Genomic DNA, 22,025 nt, shown 5'->3' on the forward strand with positions numbered 1-22,025 from the left:
CAATCCACAATTTCATCGATGCTGTCATGTTTTTTCCTCCTCTTTTTGTCGTAGTTGTCTGTTGAATGACAAGCGGAAAATCAGCCGCTACTGTTTACCGTTTACGGTATTTCAGGAAGCTTCTTTAGTCTATCAACGAATCAATCGTAGCACGTTTTCAAAAAAGAGTAAAGTTTCATCACAAGAATGATTGGTCTTATACGCCATCGGTGATTTTTTCTGCTAATTTGACCTGGGCTTTTTCACCATTGAAGACTGCACGATCCAGTTCTCCTTCATCATGAGCAACGATCAACGCCACCGTGACGTCAGGGTCAACATTCAAGAGGGTCCGAAACATCCCAGAAAACCAATCGATCCCTGCCAGTAAGGCGATGCTTTCATTAGGTAGTCCTAACATAGGTAAAACCGTAGCCAGTGTGACTAATCCGCCGCCTGGAACGACGATCGTTCCCAAGCATGCCAACGAGGACAACAAGACCACTTGCAAAAGATCCCCCCAGCTCAATTGGATCTGGTACGCCTGAGCAACGGTTACGATTGCCAGGGCTAAAAATAAGGAGAGCCCATTGCTATTTAAGGTCATGCCTAAAGGCATCACGAGCTTATTGATTCGATCACTGATCCCAAATCGTTCTTTGCCATCTTCGATTTGAAACGGCAATGAAACAGCAGAAGAGGTGGTCGTAAAGGAAACCACCGATAGACGCCACATATTCTTTATCAAACGAAACAAGGAAACTTTGCAATAGAGCGACGTCAAGAGAAACCAAAGAAACAAAAAGAGCAAAGATGCCGCTGCTAACGTCAATAAAAAACTGGCTAACATTCCCAACACACGAATGCCGGTATCTTCTACCAAGGAAGCAACAAGGCCGAAAATCCCGATCGGCGCCAACTTCATGATCATGCTGACCATTTTTAACAAAATATGATTAAAACTACCGATCATATCTAGAAACAGCTGATTCTTTTTTTCATGCTTGATTAAGCTCAAGGCAAGGCCAAAGAAGAGCGAAAAAATAATCACTTGGATCATATTCTGCTCCACCATGGCTTGAATAATGTTCAGTGGAACAAAGTTCAAGATGACTTCTTCTATGCTGCTGGTACTTAATGCAGTTTCTGTACTTTGCAGCAGCGACTGATCAAGGCCTGCGCCGGGCTTGAGGATCAAGGCGAACAAGAGACCGAAAATAGCGGCGACGAGGGTCGAACCGGTAAACCAGAGGAAGACTTTCCCGCCGATCCCACCTAATTCTTTTGGATCAAGTCCCCCCACCGCTTCAATCACCGAGCCCATGACCAACACGACCACAGACATTTGAATCAGTCGCAAGAAGAAGTCCCCGACTAGCTGCATTTGATCACCTAAACCGGGAAAGGAAACGCCCCAAAAAATCCCCAATACCGTTGCAATCATGATTTGGTTGGTCAAACTGATTTTTAAGGATCGTTTTTTCATCTGTTGTTCCTCACTTTTCTACTTTGCTGTTTTCTTAGAGTTTACAGTCAAGAATAAGAATGTACCACCGATCAACAAAATAATTGCGATATAAAAGCCCATTACTTTTGACCCTGTTGCATCCGAGATCGATCCGGTCAATGTTGGTGCGATAACGGAAGACATCATGCCGAAAAAGTTGAAGACCCCTAATGTCGTACCGACCCCAACTTTTGGTGCATTTTCCCCTAGCCAAGAAATGATGATTGGTTCAACCGCTAGTTTTCCAAGGAACCCGTACAAGATCAACGCGATCATTAAGAAAGTCGAATTTGTTGCTTGCACCGTTACTAATAACATCAACGCCGCTAATACTTCTAAAATAACGATAAAGGTAACTTTTTTATGCATGTATTTGTCTGCCAAGCGGCTAAAGAACAAGGCCCCAGGAATCGAAGCAAATGCCACCAATGAAGAAGAGAAGCCGATTGCGACTCCTTGGAAGCCTCGTTCTGTTCCTAAGAAGTTTGGTAACCAAGTAACCGTCATATAGTAGGCATAACACGTCGCAAAATATAACACATACGTAAAGAGCATCCGCAGGGAGAACAAGGTCGAAAGGGAAACTTTTTCTTTCGGCTGATCCGTTGTTTCTTCTTCAGCTGCTGCTTGACTCTCCAAGAAAGCTACGTCTTCTTTGTTGCTGCGGATCACCAATGCGAAAGCGATCGTCATACAAACGATCAAGAAAGCGGATAAATACATCATTGTTTGCCAAGGCATGTTCATCTGAATAACGATAAAGCTTGATAAGATCATCCCAAACCCTGAACCAACGGCAGAACCACTATTGACGATCGCTGTTGAGAAGCTCTTCTTTTCTTTCGGAATGTTCTGTGAGGTCAAAGAATACGCGGAACCATAAAATGATCCACAGCCGATCCCTGCTAAAAAGCTACCGGTATAGATCATGGAGATTGAAGAGGCTTGTGAAATCAGTAAAGCTGCCAGTGCAAATACCACAAATCCCGGAAGCAGAACTGTTTTCTTCCCAATCTTATCCACTAAAAAGCCGGCAGGGATCTGCATGATCACATAGCCGAAAAAGTAAAAGCTGGCGATCGATCCTAATGCTGTATCAGAAATATTGCCGCCAAGTGACTCATTGATTTGCGGATAGACCGGTGATAACGCAGCGCGATAAATCCAGATAGTGACCCAGCCTGAACACATTAAGATAATAATTTGTTTCCAGTAGGCAAGCCCACCACGTTCTTTATTGATTTCCATTTTTTTCCCTCCATCAGTTACACAAGTAAAGTTTGTGAAGCACGCCAACGAAAGCGCTTTAAGATAGTCTTAGTGTACGTTTTTTTGCCGACTATTGCATTTGTCATTTTTCACAAAGCGCTTTCAGTCGTTGTGCATTTGTGCTAAAATTTTAAGTCGTTTTTTGGTAGTAATTTAACGCAGCGATGAGCGCTTTGCCGGCAGAAATTGGTGCTTGCTGGTACAATAGTGCCCCTTCTAACGCGGCTAGGACATGTAACATATTTTCTTTGCGGCTGCTGTAGCCCATATTTCCAATCCGCCAGATTTTTCCTTTTAGATCACCAAATGAACTAGCGATCTCTACACCAAAGGAGTGAAGCATCTCTTCTCGGACAGCTTCGCCATCAACACCTTCTGGAATAAAGATGGGGGTAACTGTCGGCATTTTGGTTGCTTTTTCGCCATAAATCGAAAGCCCCATTGCCTCCAGTCCAGCGACCAACGCCCCTTCATTCGTCAAATGACGTTGATAGGCTGCATCGAGGCCTTCGTTTAGCAACATCCGTAATCCTTCATGAAGCGCATAGATCATACTCGTCGCTTCTGTGTGATGGTTGATTCGCTCTTTGTTCCAGTAGCGTTGCAATTGACTCAAATCCAAGTAATTACTCATAATGTGCCGCTTGTTTCGATCCGTTTTGCTCAAGCCTAATTCTTTTTGGTAACGGGCATTAAGGACGGCTTCGACTCGATCGTTGTAGGTCACTAATGAAAGACCAGACGGCACACTTAAACACTTCTGTGTACCGGCAATTGCCAAATCGACACACCAATCATCGACTGACAGGGCCACGCCACCATAAGTCGCCACCATGTCAACGACAAAGAAAATATCTTTTGCGCGACAATACTGCCCGATTTCTGCTAACGGCTGCATTTGCCCATTGGCAGTTTCCCCGTGGACCATCGCCACGATCTTGGGTTGAAATGCGTCGATTTCTTTGATGACCTCTGCGGGTGCAAAAGGAGCCGTCCATTCTTTTTCTACATATTTGACTTGCGCTTGGGCACGTTCACAGATTTCTCCAAGTAAGAAAGCAAAGCGCCCATAGGCGGGGATCAAGACTTTGTCCCCTGGTTCGATCAAAGCGATCAGCGCCGCTTCTAAACCAGCTCGGGAAGTCCCATCAATGGCAAATGCCTCTTTGTTTTTGGTTCCAAACGGTTGTTTGATCATTTCTTTGACCTCATCCATGATCGCCAAAAAATTCGGATCAAACTGTCCCAAAATACGATTGGTCATTGCTTGAAGAACAGCTGGATGGGCTTCTACAGGCCCAGGTGTCATGATCGTACGTTGTGCGATCGTTAACTCTTTATACATCTTTTCCCCTCATTTCTCTTTTTGATTTCACTGCCCAACGCCTTGTCAACGTTTCCAAGTTTGTTGTACAATAAAGCTAAAAAAGGACATGTTTTTGTTTGTTTTGTTCAATTCTAAAAGGAGTTTCTCTATGAAGTTAGTTGCTGAATTGCTTGCTACACCACGCTTTTCCAATTTGCGTTTGTTGACAGATCCCATTACCGCGGAAATTCCCGTCGACAGTATCGAAATCACTGAGACCCCCGATATCGCCCACTATATTCCTGAGCATACCTTTATCTTAAGCACGGCGATGGTTTATAAAGATAATCAAGGAGCACTGCTTGAACTGATCGATTCCCTCGTAGCCAAAAATGCCGCTGGATTAGGCATCAAGATCGGTCGTTTTTTGGATGTCATCGATCCTGAAGTCATCGCTTACGCCGATAGTTTAGGTTTCCCCATCGTAGAAGTACCTGCCACGATGCCGCTGGGCCGTTTGATGCACCAGCTTTTGAATTTACTATGGAACACCAAAACCGAGCAGCTGAGTTATGCCTTAGATATCCAAAAACGGTTCTCTGCTTCCTTGATGAAGGATGTCAGCATCGCTCGCTTTATCGCTGATTTTGGCCAAATGGTCAATACACCGATCATTTTGTTGAATCCTTTTAAACAAGTGATTGCCCACTCCAAACATTTCACCCGCATGTCAAAACCCGCGGAGTACTACATCCATCAATTAGGACAAACGAAAGGGGTTTTTACTGGTGAAAAAAGTGGGGCGATCCCTATCAAAGATCTCCATGAAAAAACGTCACAAATTTCTTATTATGCCATTGAAACCTCCACTTATTTCCCGCATTATTTAGTCATTTTGAATCCTGAGGCGATTCCTTATCCTGTCTCGGATTTTGCGCTGGAACAAGCAGCATTGGTCTTGTCGTTTATGCTCTACAAAAACCAAAAAGTGCAAGAATCTTTTGAAGATTTAAAAAGTGACTTTTTAACACGGATGATCGAATACCAGCAATCTTCCAAACAGGAACAAAAAGATTGGTTAGATCTCGGAAAGACTTACGGGTTGGTCAAAGCCCGCCATTATCGTGTCATCTATGGTGCCTGTGAACCAACCAAAGAAACCAAAGACAAAGACAAATACCTAAAAGAAGAAAGTGACTTGGTCTATCAGTGGTTTAGTGAACAACTGCCTTATCGCATCAAAGATGTTTGTCTCTTTCGCTTAAAGGGCAGCAATCACTTTGCGATTTTCGTGCAGCATAAGTGTGATGCCTTAGAAGACCATTTGATTGAGACCGCCAATGCTTTGACCAATCGGTTGCCTTTTCGAATGGCCTTTGGTGTAGGGAGTGTCTGTGAAAGCATCAATGATTTAGCCAGCTCCTACATTGAAGCAAAGACTGCTTATGAAGAACGAAGAGGCCAACATGATTCTCCCATCGTCTCTTTCTACCATCAACGGGGAATGCGGAGTCTATTTGAAAAAATGAGCCCTGAAGATATCCATTATTTCTGCCGCACGATCCTTAAAGAATTGGCGTTTCCGCAAGAAGATGCCACCATCGAATTGCGCAAAACCTTACGGGCTTACTTGGATTATCAATGTGAGATCACCCGCACCGCCAAAGCCTTGTTCGTTCATCGCAATACGATCAAATACCGCATCGAACAGTGCCAAAAGCTACTAGGAAAAAACGTGCATGATCCTAGCATTAGCCTGGATCTGCGCTTAGCCCTTGAGCTGTCCGAAGAAGGCGACTAATAGGCGAATCAAGCAGTTGGATCGTTGGTTTTACCCAGCGATCCTTGTGCCTGCTTCACCTAACAATGCTAAGTCTGCTTCTTCCAATGAGCAGATGATTGCCGTCTTTCCTTGCTTGGCAAACGCAATCGCCGCTTCCATTTTCGGTCCCATACTGCCTTCTGCAAAATGCCCCGCATCAAAATATGCTTGCGCTTCACTTACGGATAAACCCGTTAATTTTTCTTGCTCCGGTGTTCCGTAATTGATATAAACGTTGTTGACGTCGGTCAGCATCATAAATACATCGGCATCCACTTGTTCTGCCAATTTTTTCCCAGTTCGGTCTTTATCGATGACTGCTTCGATCCCTTTCAAGCCTTCCGCTTGTTTTACGACTGGAATCCCACCGCCGCCACCAGCGATCACGATGGTATTTTGATTCAATAAATGAACCATTGATTCCACGCCGTGGATCGTCACAGGTTGTGGGGATGGCACGACGCGACGGTACCCACGTCCAGCATCTTCTTCCATCACCCAATGTTTTTCCTCAGCCATTGTTTTTGCTTCTTCTTCTGAGTAGAACAAGCCGATCGGCTTCGTTGGCTTTTCAAACGCGGGATCATCCGCTGCCACTTCCACTTGAGTCAATAAGGTCACGACATTGCTGGTCAGTTCTTCTTGATCGATTTTATTTTTGATGCTTTGCTCCATCAAATAACCGATAAAGCCTTGTGACTCTGCATTGCAGACATCCAGTGGAAAAGGCGGCACGACTTCTTTGGCTTCTTCATTTTGTCGTAAAATATTGCCGACTTGCGGCCCATTGCCATGCGTCACAACGATTTGATGGTCAAGTTTCTCGATTTTAGCGATCTGTTCTGCACTTAACTGGATATTTGCAAGCTGTGTCTCTACGGTCGCTGGTTGATTCGGTTTTAAAATTGCATTGCCCCCTAGAGCGATGACCACTCGTTTTGCCATATGAATTCCTCATTTCTATTGTTTTGAAATTGATTGATACTGCGAGCAAACCCTGCCAAAAAGTCAGCCCCCGAGGTATGACCGATCGCTAGTATCTCTTTGATTACTTGGTAAAAAGCCGCTGAATCGGTACACCTGGTCAAGGATAACGCCGATTGATTGAATGCGCCTGTCAACGCATGCAGAAGATAATGTTTACTGACGTCAGTCGTCAAATCATTGACTGTCAACAGCCTTCTTTGTAGATAAGCCACCAAGCGGGTATCTTCTTGCCCCATCACTCGGCGAGCCAGTAAATGGCCAACTAGCATATCATCGCCTGTGGGGGTCAATCCGACACCCCGTCCGACTAAATAAGCGACTGCTTGCCGTTGTTCTTTAAATGAAGGCGTGCATAGCTGATCGATTGCGTCGTAAAACGGATGATTGCTGCTGATGGTTTGTGAAACAGCTTCTTGAATCCCCGTCTTTTCCGTGATATTTTGGAGGGTTGACCAAAACAGTTCTCGATCAAATGGGGCTGTGCCAGCTGGAAAGGTGGTTGTAAATTTGGCTGCCTTTTGAAAAGACAGACGATGATGCGGAAAATGGATCACCCGTTGCTGAACCAAAAGAGTGGTACCAGCAACTAAGCCTGTCGCCAACGCTGCATAATCGTCGGCAGCTAAAATCATCCCTTTGGGCACGCGAGCCGCTTGTTTGGAGACACAGATCAGCTGATCCTGACGAGGATCTTGCAGATTGAAACTATGCTGAAACACACTGTGAACGAGCCAGGTGCCATTGATAAATGCGGGTTCAAATAAAGCTTGGTCGATCCATTTTGCCTGTATCATCGCTAGGTTGCTCCTTTTCACGTTTTCAGCCCCTGAGTTATTCTTCAAATCCTAATTTTTTTGCATAAGCCAAGACAGCTTTTTCAAAGCAATCCATTGGTGGTGTCACTGTCCCGGCCCCAATTTGTCCCCGTCCAGCTTGTTTGTTGGCGATCCCTGTATTGATCACCGGTAAGATCCCTGTTTCCACGACTTTCCGAGCATCGATCCCTAAACAGATCCCTTTGAAGTCCCATGTAGGAACGGGAAAATTCGGATTGGTATCAATGGAGATCTCTAACATCTCATTGCTGGTTTTCAACGCATCGTGAAATCCGCCGGAACCAACGAAGCGTGTCACAGCTGGGGCAGCAATCATCGCCATTCCCCCAACACCAAAGGTTTCCGTAATGGCACTGTCGCCCATATCTGGAGAGGCATCTTCTTCACTGAATCCTGAGAAATACAACCCTTTTGGTGTATTGACAGGACCGGTAAACCACTCGTCCCCCATACCAGAAATACGGATACCGAATTCATGCCCGTTGCGACACATTGCTGTCACAACCGTTCCTTCTTCAATCGTCCGGGCGCCATCAAGCACCGCTTTTGAAGAAGCCATCATGATATTCAAGAAAAACTGATCCGTGTCTGCTAGAAACTGAATGACTTCTGGTTTTTCTTTTTCAAATCCTTCAAGGGTAACGATCGCTGGTGCTACTTCTTTTAAGAACGCCAACGAAGCAGCGATATTCCGTTGATGGAACTCATCCCCCATGGCGATTGCTTTTGCGACTAAGACATTGATGTTCAAGCCATCGGGTTTTGTTTGTAGTGCAGCACTTAAAACTGGTGCTAACGTATTTTTCATCCAATGCAAGCGATCAATGACTTCTTGAGAATAGGCGCCAAAACGTAAAACTGCCCCAATCCCTTCGTTCATCGTACAGTACGCTCGGTTGCCGTCTGTTTTGTTTTCCACCACGAGAACCGGCATATTGGCAGAGGTGATACCCCCCATTGGGCCAACCGCTTGCACGTGGTGACAAGGAATCAGTTGAACTTCCCCAGATGCTAATAAATGACGTACCTCTTCTTCCGTTTCGCCCCAGCCTTCAAAAAGTCCCGCTCCAACACAAGCGCCTTGAATCGGATCGATCATCTGGTCGTAGCGGATCGGTGGTCCTGCGTGCAATAGGACTTTTCCTTCACCTAATTCTGGAATGACACTGACTGCTGGAACGACATCCAACAAAAAAGGCGAACCGGCAACGATCTTGGCAATAACGGCTTGGTTTGCTTCTTCAATAGTTTCGTACACGATAACTTCCTCCTACTCTGATAGTGACACTTGTGCTAAGAAACGTAAGGCTTTTTGTAACGTTACGTTCCCACCAGCAATTGGCTGCCAGTCATATTGAACGACTTGACCGTGATGCGTCTGGATCGCTTCTGCAAAGCTACGCAACCCTACATTGATGAACGCGTCATTCGACAACAATTCGCGGCTCTTTTCAGATGGCTCTGGCAACCCATCGGCAGTTGTCACTGCTTTTGGCAACAGCTTACGACTAATTGGGGAAAAGGGATGGCCGAGCATTGCTAAAGCTTTTTTGACTGCTTGGGCATTGCTTTGACACAAAATCACGCCAGCTGCGGTTAAAATCTCTGCTTGCTCGTTGCTATCTTGGGGGTCTAAATCAGTTCCAACGATCGTAGCGATCACCGCTAACTCGCGACCAGCTGCTTGTGCTTCTTCCTTCAATGATTTGATGGTCGGTGCCAATTCACTCGCCATATCTTGATGAGAGCCGTACCCTAAAACGATATCTAACAAAATCACTGCCGTTTCAGGATCTTCCCCCGCTTGTTTCAACAGTTCGATCCGCTTTGTTGGGTCGATCATCGGATGGGGCTTGCCTTGAGTATAAATGTCATCACCTAAATCGATGATCTCATGGCCAGCTGCTTTTAAGATGTACCCTTCCTGATAGGTATCTTCTTGTTCCAGATTTAATCCTGCTTTAACAAGCATCGCTGCTTCGTACGCCAATGTTCCGCCAGAATAGTAAGCTTTGATTTTTTGTTGTTCAGGTCCAAAAGTGGCAGCTGCTGTTTCCTCTTTCACTGGCTCTAGTCCAATCTGTTCTTGGCGTAGCAGCTGCACGGCTAATTGAGCCGCTTCTTCCAGCGTGTAGGCTCGGTAAAGATTTTCTTCGTGGTCCGTTGGCTCTTCCCCAAGAAAAATCGTGACTGCAGGTTTTGTTCCTCTTCTTAAAAGTGCCAACACTTCATCTCGGACACGTGGTGCAGGTGGTTTGGAGATCACCACGATCACCTCCGTATCAGGATCGTGTTCCAAGGCAAGAATGCTATCTTTCATGGTGATCCCACCGACGGCTTCTTTGAGATCTCGTCCACCGGTTCCGATGGCTTGTGTTACACCGGCACCCAATTTATGAATAATAGTGGTGACTTCTTGGATACCAGTACCCGAAGCGCCGACAACACCGATTTTCCCTTTACGGACGGCATTGGTGAAGGCTACTGGTATCCCATTGAGAATCCCTGTGCCACAATCTGGTCCCATTAAAAGAAGTCCTTTTTCATGCGCCAGTTTCTTTAGCCGAACTTCCTCTTCCAATGAAACGTTATCACTGAAACAAAATACATGTTTGCCCGCTGCTAATGCGGTTTCAATTTCTGGTGCTGCCATAGTACCGGGAATCGATAAGACAGCGACCTTCGCATCTTTTCCAAGATCTAAGGCTTTTTCCCAAGTTTTGACGCTTTGGGTTTCCTCTCCTGCACTATTGCTTTGGTCCGATAAGAAGGCATCGATTTCTGACAGGACTGTTTCGATGATTTCTTCCTCTTCGATGTCTAAAACGAGCACCATATCGTTGGATGTCGCATTGCTCATCTCCTCGGTATAAAGACCACCCGTCTTGAAAATGTCCTTATTGGCAGGTGTGCCCATCATGACCGAAGCGTTGTTGATCCCTTCGATCGTCAGTAGACGATTGGTCAAAAGCATTAAAACAATGGAATCTTGGTAATTGTTTTTTTGAATAATAGTGTGTAACATGGGTCTCCTCACTCTCCTGTTCCTGTCTGTGCAAAGGCATCTGACCCAGAATACTGGTCAAAATGAACCGTGTCGCTAATGAGATAGCGATAAATGTTCTTCTCGATGGGAATGCCTTCTGCCATATATTTTTCATAGGTTAGTTGATTGATCTCGCCTGGATAATAGACTTGCTGGAACTGTTCAGCAGCCGGTATGTCATGCAGTTCGGCAACCATCGTCTCCACCGACTCTTTAAATGTGTCTAAATCTGTAAAGCGTTGCGGATCGATCAGCAAAATAAATTGCCCTAAGTCGCGACCTTTCGTCAGATCGTTGTACATAGAGGAAACATGCTTGCCAAAAGGCAGCCCAAGGAGCATTCCTGATAAGATATCCACCATCATCATCAACCCAAAGCCTTTTGGCCCTGAGATCGGCAGTAAGCCGTGGACATGATGTGGATTCGTCGTTGGCTTGCCATGAGCATCCACGGCCCATGTCGCAGGAATCTCTTTATTTTTGGAGCGAGCGTCTAATATTTTGCCCCACGCTTGGACCGTCGTTGCCATGTCAAAGACCACCGGTGCCCCCTGTTTTCTTGGTGCGGCAAATGCGATTGGATTGGTACCAAAATAATTTTCTTTGCCGCCAAAAGGAACCACCATTGAATCTGATTGGCACATAGATAATGCAATCAAGTCAGCTTCTGCAGCTTTTTTGACATAATAGGATAGCGCCCCACTATGACTCGTTTTCCGTACACCAACCGCCGCGATCCCAGAACGTTTGGCCATCTCAATGGCATGCTTTGTCGCTTCTAATACAACGACCTGCCCTGCGCCATTTTGACCGTGAACGATCCCGCTGCTAGGCCCAGTCTCTTCAAACGTGATCTGTGGAGTGCGATTCATTCCACCTTTAGCGATCCGCTCTGCGTAATAGTCTACCCGTACAGCCCCATGAGAGTGGATCCCGCTGGCATCGGCAAAGACCAAATGCTCTGCAACGATGGCTGCGTGCGCTTCAGACAAACCAGCAGCCGCTAATTTTTTTTGGATCAATTGCTGTAACTCTTGTGACTGTACAATAACCGTCTCTTCCATTTTCTAAACTCCTTTAAATTTCCGGATCGCGGTTGCAATCTTTGGAATAAATATAGGTCAATGGTTCATCACGACCGACACCATAGGCCGCTTGCTGTACATAGGCACTCATGAAAATATAGTCGCCTTTTTCCACTGGGAACCACTCATTGTCTAAGTTATACATCCCTTTACCTGACAGTAAGTACGCCCCGTGTTCTTGGTAGTGGGTCTCAATGTAGCCATGACTTGCCCCTGGTTCAAAGGAAAGGATATGGATATTCATGTCAAAACCCAACTCTTTCGGTAAGAAATCCCAAAGCAGGACGTCTTCCATCCCTTCGTATTGGATCGGTATCAACTCTGAAAGATTCCCCACTACTTTGTAGGCTTGGTGATTTTCTAACGGTTGGTAACGCTTCTTATATAAGAACACTTCTGTCGCTTCTTCTTGGAGATTTTTCATATACAGTTTTTCTCCAGCAGGCAGATAGATATAGCCTCCGTCCGTCAATGTATGGGTTTCTTTACCATCACTCACTTCCAGTTTGCCCGAGATGACATACAAGAAACTCTCGATCTCTGGTCCGCCGAAGCCCAATTGGTTGGCGCCATCTTTTTTGAATGAAATGATGTAATCGACAAAAGACGCCCCTAATTTTGGTGTGCCGAGTATCGAACATTCACAGTTTTCGAATCCTGGAATGACATTATTCACTAACCCGTCATGCGGCAAGATCGCAAAATTATTTTTTCTAATGACTGCACGTGATTGCAGCAATCCATCTAAATAGCCCGTATTATTATTTTTGTATCCCATGTGTGTCCCTGCTTTCTATTCTTTGTATGCTAGCTCGTAAAGGGAAGCTGCTAAAACTTCTACCCCAGCTGTTAAATCTTCGATAGTTGTTGCTTCGGCTGGGTTGTGGCTAATCCCATCAATACTTGGTACAAACAGCATCGCCGTTGGAAAATGTGGTGCAATGATTTGGGAATCATGACCCGCCCCACTATGCATCACTTTGTAGCGTTTGCCGGTTTGCTTCACCGCTTGTTCCACCGTGGCAACGATCGTATCGTCCATCGGCACTGGGCGTTCATCCATCCATAGGTCCATCTCCACTGTCAGGTCGTGCTCTTTGGCGATCGCTTGAATGATCTGTTCTGCTTCAGCAGTAAAGGCATCCAATAGCTGCCCATCAGTATGGCGACAATCCATCGTAAACAACACTTCACCAGGAACCACGTTGACCGTATTCGGCTTTGGCTCAACTTTACCGAATGTCACAACTAATGGATCCCCAAGATCTAAGCCACGGTCGATCACTGCGGCACACATTTTGGCAAAACCATACACAGCATCTTGACGATAGCCCATCGGTGTGGTGCCTGCATGATTGGCTTGTCCTTTTAAGACAAAGGTGTAGCGCTTTTGACCAGCGATACTATTGACGACACCGATCTGCAAGTTTTCTTTTTCTAAAACACTGCCTTGTTCGATATGGATTTCCACGAAGGCTTTGATGTCTGATCGAACCGGTTCTTGTGGGTCGCGAAAGTCAAAGCCTTGGCGTTGCATCTCTGCCACGAAGCTATTGCCTTCAAAATCTGCGATCGCTTCAACATCGGCTTTTTTGGCCTCTCCGACAAAGTTTTTACTTCCCCAAAAAACGGTTGGAAAACGACTGCCTTCTTCTTCTGCCATTGAGATGACTTCCAAGGAGCGTAAAGGTTGCCCATAGGTCTCTTTTAAATACTTGATCGCTAAAGCAGCAGCAACGACCCCGTATTGACCGTCTAATGTGCCCCCGTTGACGACGGTATCGATATGTGACCCTGAAAGAATCGTTTCTTCTGGATACTGGCTGCCTTCCATTCTGCCGAAGAGATTGCCGACTGCATCATAGGACGTCGTTAAGCCAGTTTTTTTTAATTGTTTTTCTACAAATGATTGCGCTTCTTTCCATGAATCGGTATAAAGCAGTCTAGTCATTCCTCCAGTTGGATCATTCCCAATCTGAGATAATGCATCGATCATTGCCGCTACTTCTTTTTTCAACTCCATTGTTCTGCCTCCTTTGATTTATACGGTTATTGTAAGCGTGTTACTGAAGGACATCATTGTTCACTTTCGACAAAACCGTTTCTATTTTTAGTCATAACGCTGTTTTCTAAACCGCTTCCTTCTCCTATACTCTTCCTTATACTATCGAAGAAGAGAAAGGAAGAAAACAATGGTTTATCCTAAAAATGCCTTTGCGCAAACAGAAAAAATCCAATTTGACACCTACGGCATTTTGCCGTTAGAAGTGACGATCCTAAAAGCAGCGCAGCCTCGGATCAGCCTTTTGTATTTTCATGGTGGTGGCTTCCTCTATGGTCAGCGGGAAGACCTTCCGCAGGATTATGTCCACCAATTGCTGGCTGCCGGTGTTAGCCTTTATCTCTTTGATTATCCACTGGCTCCCGAAGTAGCGCTGAACGACATTTACCTTCATACAAAAAAGGCAGTGGAATGGTTTTTGACAGAGGGCTGGCACTTCAGCGGCGTTGGTGCAAATGAGTACATTCTATTCGGTCGCTCCGCCGGCGGTTTTTTAGCGACCTTACTGACCGCACGCACAAAGCATCCGGAGCAAAAAGGCTTGATCCGATTTTACGGATACCAAGAGTTGTTTTATAAAGAATTTTTGCAGCCGGCACGCTTTTACACGCAATTTCCGAAAGTCCCGCCACTCGACGCCGAAGCTATGATCGAAAGCCAACCAATCACCCACGGCACGTTAGAAAAACGATTCCCTTTGTACCTTTCCGCCCGTCAATATGGCAACTGGCAGCGTTATTTAGGCAATCGGGAACAGCTGGCAGCCTTGGCGATTCCTGCTGCCGCTTACAAAGACTTTCCTCCTTGCTTTGTCGTTCATTGCAAAAAAGATCCAGACGTTCCCTTCAGCGCCTCCGAAGCTTTCGCAGCACAAGTCCCCCGTGCCAAAACACTTTGGCTCGATTTAGATCAGCATGACTTTGATCGGACACCAAATGCGATCGCTGATGAGTGCTATCGAGAGATGATTTCATGGCTCCTTTTAACAATAGAGAAAAATTAAGCGCAGATTTGGCCATGCTTCTTTAGTAAACAAAAACAGGCGATCTTCAAAGGAATGTTCCCTCTAAAGATCGCCTGTTTTTTGATTATAGTGAGTTGAAGGTATTCACGACATTCTCAACACTGAAGCCGAATTCCGCTAAGACTTTGTCGCCAGGTGCTGATGCACCGAAGTGATCGATCGCGATCACTTTTCCATGGAAACCGGTGTAACGTTCCCAACCAAATGGGGAAGCCGCTTCGATCGCTACCCGTTTCTTCACTGCTTTTGGCAAGACGCTTTCTTTGTATTCTGAACTTTGTGCTTCAAACAAATCAAAGCTTGGTAAGGAGACCACCGATACATCGATGCCTTCTTCTGCCAATTTAGCTTGTGCTTGGACCGCAAGATTCACTTCAGAACCTGTGGCGATCAAAATCCCCGCTGGTGTTTCACCAGCTTGTTTTGAAATCACGTAGCCACCTTTTGCGACATTTTCATCCGCACCGGTTTGCGTGCCTTCGATCACTGGTAGATTTTGTCGGCTTAAGACTAAGACCGTTGGTTTATCCGTTGTCGTCATGGCCAATTTCCAGGCAGCACGGGTTTCATTGCCGTCTGCTGGACGAATCACTTGGACATTTGGCATGCACCGGACGCTGGCTAATTGCTCGATTGGCTCATGCGTCGGTCCATCTTCTCCCACCGCCACGGAGTCATGCGTCAAGACATAGATCACAGGTGCATGCTGGATCGCAGACAAGCGCACCGCTGGACGCAAGTAATCAACGAAGACGAAGAAGGTTCCGCCATAGATTCGCGTACCGCCATGCAATTGGATTCCGTTCATCGCTGCCGCCATCGCAAATTCTCGGACACCAAACCAAATGTTGCGGCCTTCGTATTGGCCAGGTTCAAAGTCTTTTTCTGCTGCCACCATCGTGTTGTTGGAACCAGAAAGGTCAGCCGATCCACCCCAGAGACTAGGGACGGCTTGGGATAAGGCTTGGATCATCTCTTTGCTGGAAACCCGACTAGCTTGTGAGCTGCCAACTTCGTAGCTTGGTAATGTTGCATCCCAATCTGCTGGCAATTCACCCGCAAAGGCTTGTTTGAATTGCGCCGCAAGTTCTGGGTAGGCTGCTTCATAAGCATGGAAAGTTTCGTTCCAAGCTGCTTCAGCTTTTTGTCCTTCATCGACCATGGTTTCTTTGAAGCGCGCGGCAACTTCTTCAGGTACAGTAAATTCTGGGTATTCCCAACCATAAATCGCTTTAGCTGCAGAAATGCCTTCGGCACCGATCGGCGCACCATGAACGGCAGAGGTGCCTTGATTTGGCGCACCGTATCCGATCACAGTCTTGATTTCGATCAAGGTTGGTTTGTCGCTTTCAGCTTTTGCTTCGTCGATCGCTTTTGAGATCGCTTCTAAATCATTGCCGTCTTCAACGAGAATGTGTTGCCAGCCATACGCCTCAAAACGCGCACCGACATTTTCTGTAAAAGCTTTTGAGGTCGGACCATCTAGGGAGATGTCATTTGAATCGTACAAGACGATCAGTTTGTCTAATTTCATGTGACCCGCCATGGATGCAGCTTCTTGCGAAACACCTTCCATCAAATCCCCATCGCCACATAAAGCGTAGGTATAGTGATCGATGACTTGATACTTGTCGCGATTGTAGGTTGCAGCCAAGTGGGCTTCGGCCATTGCCATACCGACTGCCATAGCGATCCCTTGTCCTAAAGGTCCAGTGGTTGCTTCCACGCCGTCTGTGTGATCGACTTCTGGATGTCCTGGCGTGCGGCTATCCCATTGACGGAAGTTTTTTAGATCCTCAATGGTCACATCGTAACCAGACACATGCAACAAGCTGTACAATAACGCCGAACCGTGTCCAGCAGACAAAACAAAACGGTCACGATCCACCCACTTGCGAGAAGTCGTTGGATTGACTTTCAAGTGTTTGGTCCACAAGGCATAGGCCATGGGTGCTGCCCCCATCGGTAATCCCGGATGTCCTGAATTGGCTTTTTGTACGGCTTCGATACTTAATGTACGAAGGGTGTTCACTCCTAATTGATCGATTTTATCAAATAATTTTTTCAATTAAATTGCCTCCTTCACTTTCTTCAGCCAGCATGTTTCTATTCACTGCCTTTTCACAATAGAAAAGAACCAGACACCCAAAGTTTACAGGCTAGGAGGCATCTAATGCTCCTCTTTTTAACAGTCCGCAACTTGAGTCGTCCGGTTCTTTTGCTTTCGGCTTTGCTTAGCTACTCAAAACTTTTCCAGTCATTTCTTGATAATCTGCGACCATGATCGACCATGCTTTGGCAATGTCATCATCTAAACCAAACAGTCCACTGCGTCCGACAATATAGATGTCTGGATTGGCTTCATCGATCCGTTTGAAGGATTTCCGATTGGAGGAACCATCCATTTCAATGACATAGTGATAGTCGTATTCTTCCCGTAATTCCCGCAGTTCAACAATTTTATCTAACGCCCCTTCAATAAAGCGTTGGCCAGCAAACCCTGGATCAACCGTCATGATCGTGACTTTATCCAAACGATCGATATAAGGCAAAATGACCGATACTGGCGTTTCAGGATTTAAGACGATCCCGGCTTTTAATCCGGCATCATGGATTTGATCGATCAGACGAAATGCTAACCCATCCAAAACTTCAGCGTGCATGCAAATCCATTCACAGTTGATATCGATCAGCTGCTGCACCCAAAAGGCAGGTTCAGTGACCATCAAATGAGCGGACAAAGGCAAAGTACTGATTTTGCGGACCTCTTGAATAAACCATGGGGATAGGGAAATATTGGGTACGTAATGACCATCCATAATATCAATATGATAGGAGTCCACTTGGTCATTCAAAAAAGTGATTTGCTCTTTAAATTTATCTAGATCCATCGTCATCAGTGACGGTGAAAATTCAACTTTGTTCATAGACTTATCCTTTCTCCTCGATCAGTCTTGTACTGAGAGGAACGATTCTTCTTTCAATTGAATCGCTTTTCTTAGAAAATTTGAATATCATCTAAATCGATTTCTTCTTCTTCCACTTCTGCTTGCGCGGCTACTTGTTCTTCAGTGACATTTTTCTTGATCAAAGCCAAGGTGATCCCAGTCACTACTATATTTACCAACAAAGCTACTGCCCCAGCCCATGGACGAGTCATAGTCGGCAGCATCAGCACACCACCAAACGGTACCGTTGCATCTGCCCCTAAGACCATTGAAACAGCACCTCCAGCAGCGCCACCGATAGCTGTTGCGATCAGCCCTCGGACGATATCGTTCATAACGATTGGGATCACCCCTTCAACGATATTGATCACACCCATTGGTACGGCAGATTTTAACGTTTCCACTTCTACAGGCGTATAGATGTTTTTGCCGAACAATTTTGCAATAAAGAATGCTAAACCAAAACCGATTGGTGTTGCAGTATTGACTAATTGCAACGCAGTGATCGGTCCATTGATCCCTTCTGCTTGCATCGTCAGAACAAAAGCAAAGACCGTTTTATTGATTGGTCCGCCATAATCAACGCCACTCAACAAGCCGATGACCGCACCAAAAACCAATAATGAAGAGGAGCCTAAGCTATTTAATGCGTTCGTTAGTAAGTTCGTAAAGGCAGTGATCGGTGTACCGATAATATAGACCATGATCAGACCACCGATCAAAGAGGTCAAAAAGGGAATGATCAATGTCGGCATCAAGCCTTTCGCCCAATTTGGTACTTTAATAAATCGTAAAATAGCAATTACAAGATATCCAGCTAAGTAGCCGCCCAAGATTCCTCCAATAAAACCTGCACCAATGGCATTGGCTGTCAAACCAATAATAAACCCTGGCGCGATCCCCGGTTTTTCGGCAATCGCATAAGAAATTCCTGTCGCAATGACCACCGGAAGCAACCCGAGTCCTGCGCCTCCCATCGTAGCTAAAGCATCCCAAATCGTAAATTCACCTGGCACCAGTTGTCCCTGACTGGTGCCGCCGAAAGCCATGCCAATGGCAATCAAGAATCCGGCACCGCAGACGATCGGAATCAAATAGGAGATGGCTGTCAACAAATGTCCTTTTAAATTCAATGCTTTGATTTTTTCCATAGTTTCCTTCCTCCTTCGGTTTGCTTAGACCGCCTGCTGTTGAACGACCTCTTTGGCTTTTTCCAACAATTTGCTTGGGGACTTGATGGCAACTTCGGTCGGCACTTGAATGATCCGTTTCCCTTCAAATCGTTCACGTCCTGCTACTTTGACGTCAACTGCTAAAATCACGACATCTGCAGCCGCAATCGCTTCAGGTGACAATTCATTTTCACGACCGATCGTTCCTTGTGTCTCCACATGGATCTCGTAACCTGCCTTTTTAGCCGCATTTTCTAACTTTTCTTGAGCAATATAAGTGTGAGCGATCCCTACTGTACATGCACATACTCCGACGATTTTCATAAATAATTCCTCCTTAAATTTTCTGTTATCCTTGAAATGCTTCAATCACTTGCTGCGGCTCTTTTGCTTTCAACAAGGCAGCCGTCACCTCGTCATTTCCTAATTTCCGAGCGAACAAAGAGAGCAGTTTCAAATGCTTTTGCGCCCCTTCCGTGTCATCACCGACGGCAAATAAGATAATTCCTTTCACTCCCTTGCCATCCAACGTTTCCCAAGGGATCTCTTGTTTTAAAACCCCGATTGCTACGCCGATCTCCTTCACATGAGCACTTTTTCCATGGGGAATGGCAATGTAATTACCAATCCCTGTTTGACCAACTGCTTCCCGCTCATAGACATCTTTTAAAAATGCTGCCTGATCCGTCAAGTACTCATTGGTATATAAAAGCTGACTCAATTGCTGCAGGGCTTCTTCTTTAGAAGCGGCCTCCATGTTGGTTTTGATTATTTTTGGATCAATCACTGTTGAAATATCCATTCGTTTTCCTCCTCTAGTTGAGTACCTCTTGCCTTACTGAATTGACCATTCATTCCTATCAGCCGCATTGGTTGAGAAGGAAGGCTTCGATTTCTTCTTTTGATTTTTCTGCAATGAATTGCAGATTTTCTTCATAGGCGAAACATTTCATTAAGCGGATGACTGCTTGTTTCACCGCGGTTGTTTCGTTAGTCTTCATCAGGATCGCAAAAATCGTTTTTGCTTGCAGCGTTCCCTGCCAAAGGACTTCTTCACCTCTGACTAGAACGATTCCGCTTTTTTTCACCACAGCACTTTCAATGTGCGGTAGCGCAAAATCTTCAGCAATCATCGTATTGCCGCTCGCTTCTCGGGCTTGCAGTGCTTCAAATAGCAGGGTTTTGCTCTCCGTCAGCCCGATTGTTTGGCTAACACCTGCAATCTTCCTTAAAACATCGACTTTCGTCTCTCCTGCTTCTGTTGAAACTAAAGTAAGGGACAAAGGGAATTTAGTCATTTCTCACCCTCCCAATCATCACTTCAAGGCGTTTTTGGTCTTCCATCGTCAGCATGGCGCTCACGATCACAACCGGAATCGGACTATCGATCGTTAATTGAACGGTTGAGATGATCATCTCCGTATCCGGGTGTTGCTTTAAAGCCGCTTCCACATCACGAGAAGGTAGGACAGCGGTGATTGCTAACTCACGAAATTTCTTATGCACTTTTACTTTTAATAATTCGGAGGTCCCGATTCCTGTAGTACAGACGATCATTACCTTGAGTTGTTGAGGATGTTCTTCGATCGCTTGAGCAAAGTAAAGGGTGACAAAGCCGATTTCATCTTCTGTGAGCGCTGGCAAATCGTACACTTGGCAGATTTCTCTTGCAGTCTCTTCGGTAGCAAAAAACAAATCTGTATATTCTAATTTGATTTGCTCCAAAAGATTGTTTTTGACTTCGATCCCATGTCGCAACCGATTGATCATTGGTTTGATATGGCGAGCCAATTTACCGAATAACTCCTCGTCTTCAAATGACCGCTGCAGCTGAGTGCTCATTTTTTCTATAAATGCATTAGAAATTAGTTTTACTTGTTCTGACAGATCCTCTAATTCATCCGTGGCCTTTTGCATCCGTGAGGAGACGAGGTATTGATACATATAATAGCTTTCGTTTTCCGGTAATTTCGTATGCAAGTACTGTTCGCTATTGCCAATGATCTCTTTGGCGATGGTGGCTAATTCTGGGTTTTCTTGCATTTGCTGTTTCTCTTTCTCATCTAAAATATCCTCATTAAATGAATTCCCTACTTTGCGAAACCGTCGCAATAAGATATACAGGTGAGAAAAAAGATTAATGTTATAAGGATGTGGTATTACTAATCCTAGGTGATTTTCAATCAAATTCAGCTGTCGCAAAACAAACTCCGCATCATAGCGGTTGAACGCCTCATTCGTCACATGCAGATCATCCAAGCGGATATTGCGGGTTTGTTGGATATACTCCTGCAATGCACGACGGATATTTTTTTCTGCACCGTTCACCCCGATCATTTTATTTTTGCGGGAAACCGTCAGCTCAAAACGCTGCAAAGCTTCAGAAATTAATTTCTCATCACTGTTGATAACCGTTTCACTCACATAAAAAGGCTGATACAGGGAAAAAATATTCTTTCTTTTTGGGGAAATAAGCAATAGCTCCTCCATCACCTTGTTCCGGCGTTCCACTGGTGTCAGCGCATTCGGCATTTCCGCTTTCTGACTCTGGGACTTTTCTTGATGATGGAAACTTAAGCGGTAGCCTTTCCCTTTTTCTGAGAGAATCACATAGTCAATCGCGGCATCCTCATTGATTGCTTTTACGATGCGATAAATCGACTTTGTAGAAAGTCGAAGCGCTGCGGATAGTTCATCGGCCGTGACAAATTCTCTCGTATTGGAAAGAATATGGATGATTTTTCTCTTTCGTTGTTCCATAACAGTCATGTAACCGTTCTCCTTTCTACACACTTATCATAGCACTAGGAAATGTAAGCGTTCTATCATTCTTTGTCCCCTTCATGGGACAAAGATGATCAATAATAAGAATTACAATACAATGTTAAGGACAAAAAAAACAGCCATTTTTCAAAATGGCTGTAACAAAGTCAGTGTTATCATCAATGTTCATTATTCAACTGTTGGAATAAGAAAAGCTGC

Annotated in this window: 19 protein-coding genes; 2 read left to right on the forward strand and 17 right to left on the reverse strand. The window is 45.3% G+C overall.

The window, feature by feature from the left end:
• Positions 1-196: 196 nt before the first annotated feature.
• The 3 genes from A5877_RS04310 to A5877_RS04320 form a co-directional block, all read right to left on the reverse strand.
• Positions 197-1,465 (reverse strand): dicarboxylate/amino acid:cation symporter, encoded by a 1,269-nt coding sequence (locus A5877_RS04310; RefSeq protein WP_005234475.1) that lies wholly within the window; start codon positions 1,463-1,465, stop codon positions 197-199.
• An 18-nt stretch (positions 1,466-1,483) separates the two neighbouring features.
• Positions 1,484-2,734, reverse strand: a complete 1,251-nt coding sequence (locus A5877_RS04315) for an MFS transporter (protein WP_005225368.1) — start codon at positions 2,732-2,734, stop codon at positions 1,484-1,486.
• Positions 2,735-2,885: 151 nt separating this feature from the next.
• On the reverse strand, positions 2,886-4,100 hold the full coding sequence (locus tag A5877_RS04320) for an alanine--glyoxylate aminotransferase family protein (protein ID WP_086316444.1): 1,215 nt from the start codon (positions 4,098-4,100) through the stop codon (positions 2,886-2,888).
• A 130-nt stretch (positions 4,101-4,230) separates the two neighbouring features.
• On the opposite strand from A5877_RS04320, the gene A5877_RS04325 reads away from it, so the two are divergent.
• Positions 4,231-5,862, forward strand: a complete 1,632-nt coding sequence (locus A5877_RS04325) for a PucR family transcriptional regulator (protein ID WP_016613699.1) — start codon at positions 4,231-4,233, stop codon at positions 5,860-5,862.
• 30 nt (positions 5,863-5,892) lie between these two features.
• On the opposite strand, the gene arcC is transcribed toward A5877_RS04325, so the two are convergent.
• From arcC to allC, 7 genes are read right to left on the reverse strand one after another with little or no spacing between them, the layout of a single operon-like run.
• Positions 5,893-6,828: a carbamate kinase gene (arcC, locus tag A5877_RS04330; RefSeq protein WP_086316445.1), complete on the reverse strand. Its 936-nt coding sequence runs from the start codon at positions 6,826-6,828 to the stop codon at positions 5,893-5,895.
• Complete coding sequence (locus A5877_RS04335) at positions 6,801-7,664, reverse strand: DUF2877 domain-containing protein (protein WP_086316446.1); 864 nt, start codon at positions 7,662-7,664, stop codon at positions 6,801-6,803. The genes arcC and A5877_RS04335 overlap by 28 nt, the downstream gene beginning before the upstream one ends.
• Before the next feature lie 37 nt (positions 7,665-7,701).
• Positions 7,702-8,964, reverse strand: a complete 1,263-nt coding sequence (locus A5877_RS04340) for a DUF1116 domain-containing protein (protein ID WP_005234461.1) — start codon at positions 8,962-8,964, stop codon at positions 7,702-7,704.
• 12 nt (positions 8,965-8,976) lie between these two features.
• On the reverse strand, positions 8,977-10,731 hold the full coding sequence (gene fdrA, locus A5877_RS04345) for an acyl-CoA synthetase FdrA (protein WP_086316447.1): 1,755 nt from the start codon (positions 10,729-10,731) through the stop codon (positions 8,977-8,979).
• Positions 10,732-10,739: 8 nt separating this feature from the next.
• On the reverse strand, positions 10,740-11,816 hold the full coding sequence (gene allD / locus A5877_RS04350; protein ID WP_005234452.1) for an ureidoglycolate dehydrogenase: 1,077 nt from the start codon (positions 11,814-11,816) through the stop codon (positions 10,740-10,742).
• 13 nt (positions 11,817-11,829) lie between these two features.
• Positions 11,830-12,615: a (S)-ureidoglycine aminohydrolase gene (gene allE, locus A5877_RS04355; RefSeq protein WP_086297689.1), complete on the reverse strand. Its 786-nt coding sequence runs from the start codon at positions 12,613-12,615 to the stop codon at positions 11,830-11,832.
• Between the two features lie 15 nt (positions 12,616-12,630).
• Complete coding sequence (gene allC / locus A5877_RS04360) at positions 12,631-13,860, reverse strand: allantoate deiminase (protein WP_086316448.1); 1,230 nt, start codon at positions 13,858-13,860, stop codon at positions 12,631-12,633.
• A gap of 169 nt (positions 13,861-14,029) precedes the next feature.
• On the opposite strand from allC, the gene A5877_RS04365 reads away from it, so the two are divergent.
• The gene (locus tag A5877_RS04365) at positions 14,030-14,902 is read left to right on the forward strand and encodes an alpha/beta hydrolase (protein WP_086316449.1); all 873 of its coding nucleotides are present in this window, start codon (positions 14,030-14,032) and stop codon (positions 14,900-14,902) included.
• 85 nt (positions 14,903-14,987) lie between these two features.
• Here the strand turns inward: A5877_RS04365 and tkt are convergent, their stop codons facing one another.
• The 7 genes from tkt to A5877_RS04400 all read right to left on the reverse strand — a co-directional run bounded on the left by tkt (position 14,988) and on the right by A5877_RS04400 (position 21,812).
• Complete coding sequence (gene tkt, locus A5877_RS04370) at positions 14,988-16,991, reverse strand: transketolase (protein WP_086316450.1); 2,004 nt, start codon at positions 16,989-16,991, stop codon at positions 14,988-14,990.
• 166 nt (positions 16,992-17,157) lie between these two features.
• Positions 17,158-17,850 (reverse strand): D-allulose 6-phosphate 3-epimerase, encoded by a 693-nt coding sequence (gene alsE, locus A5877_RS04375; protein WP_008380955.1) that lies wholly within the window; start codon positions 17,848-17,850, stop codon positions 17,158-17,160.
• A gap of 71 nt (positions 17,851-17,921) precedes the next feature.
• Entirely contained in the window at positions 17,922-19,022 is a 1,101-nt protein-coding gene (locus tag A5877_RS04380; protein ID WP_005234436.1) for a PTS fructose transporter subunit IIC, read from the reverse strand.
• A gap of 24 nt (positions 19,023-19,046) precedes the next feature.
• Positions 19,047-19,367 carry a PTS fructose transporter subunit IIB gene (locus A5877_RS04385; RefSeq protein ID WP_008380953.1) on the reverse strand — a complete coding sequence of 107 codons (321 nt, stop codon included), beginning with the start codon at positions 19,365-19,367 and terminating at the stop codon, positions 19,047-19,049.
• Between the two features lie 25 nt (positions 19,368-19,392).
• Positions 19,393-19,845 carry a PTS sugar transporter subunit IIA gene (locus A5877_RS04390; RefSeq protein WP_016612612.1) on the reverse strand — a complete coding sequence of 151 codons (453 nt, stop codon included), beginning with the start codon at positions 19,843-19,845 and terminating at the stop codon, positions 19,393-19,395.
• A gap of 58 nt (positions 19,846-19,903) precedes the next feature.
• Positions 19,904-20,341: a PTS sugar transporter subunit IIA gene (locus A5877_RS04395; RefSeq protein WP_086316451.1), complete on the reverse strand. Its 438-nt coding sequence runs from the start codon at positions 20,339-20,341 to the stop codon at positions 19,904-19,906.
• On the reverse strand, positions 20,334-21,812 hold the full coding sequence (locus tag A5877_RS04400; RefSeq protein WP_086316452.1) for a PRD domain-containing protein: 1,479 nt from the start codon (positions 21,810-21,812) through the stop codon (positions 20,334-20,336). Before A5877_RS04400 ends, A5877_RS04395 begins: the two co-directional genes overlap by 8 nt.
• Positions 21,813-22,025: the final 213 nt, after the last annotated feature.

This window comes from Enterococcus sp. 3C7_DIV0644, from assembly GCF_002141235.1.
GTDB lineage: Bacteria > Bacillota > Bacilli > Lactobacillales > Enterococcaceae > Enterococcus_D > Enterococcus_D entomosocium.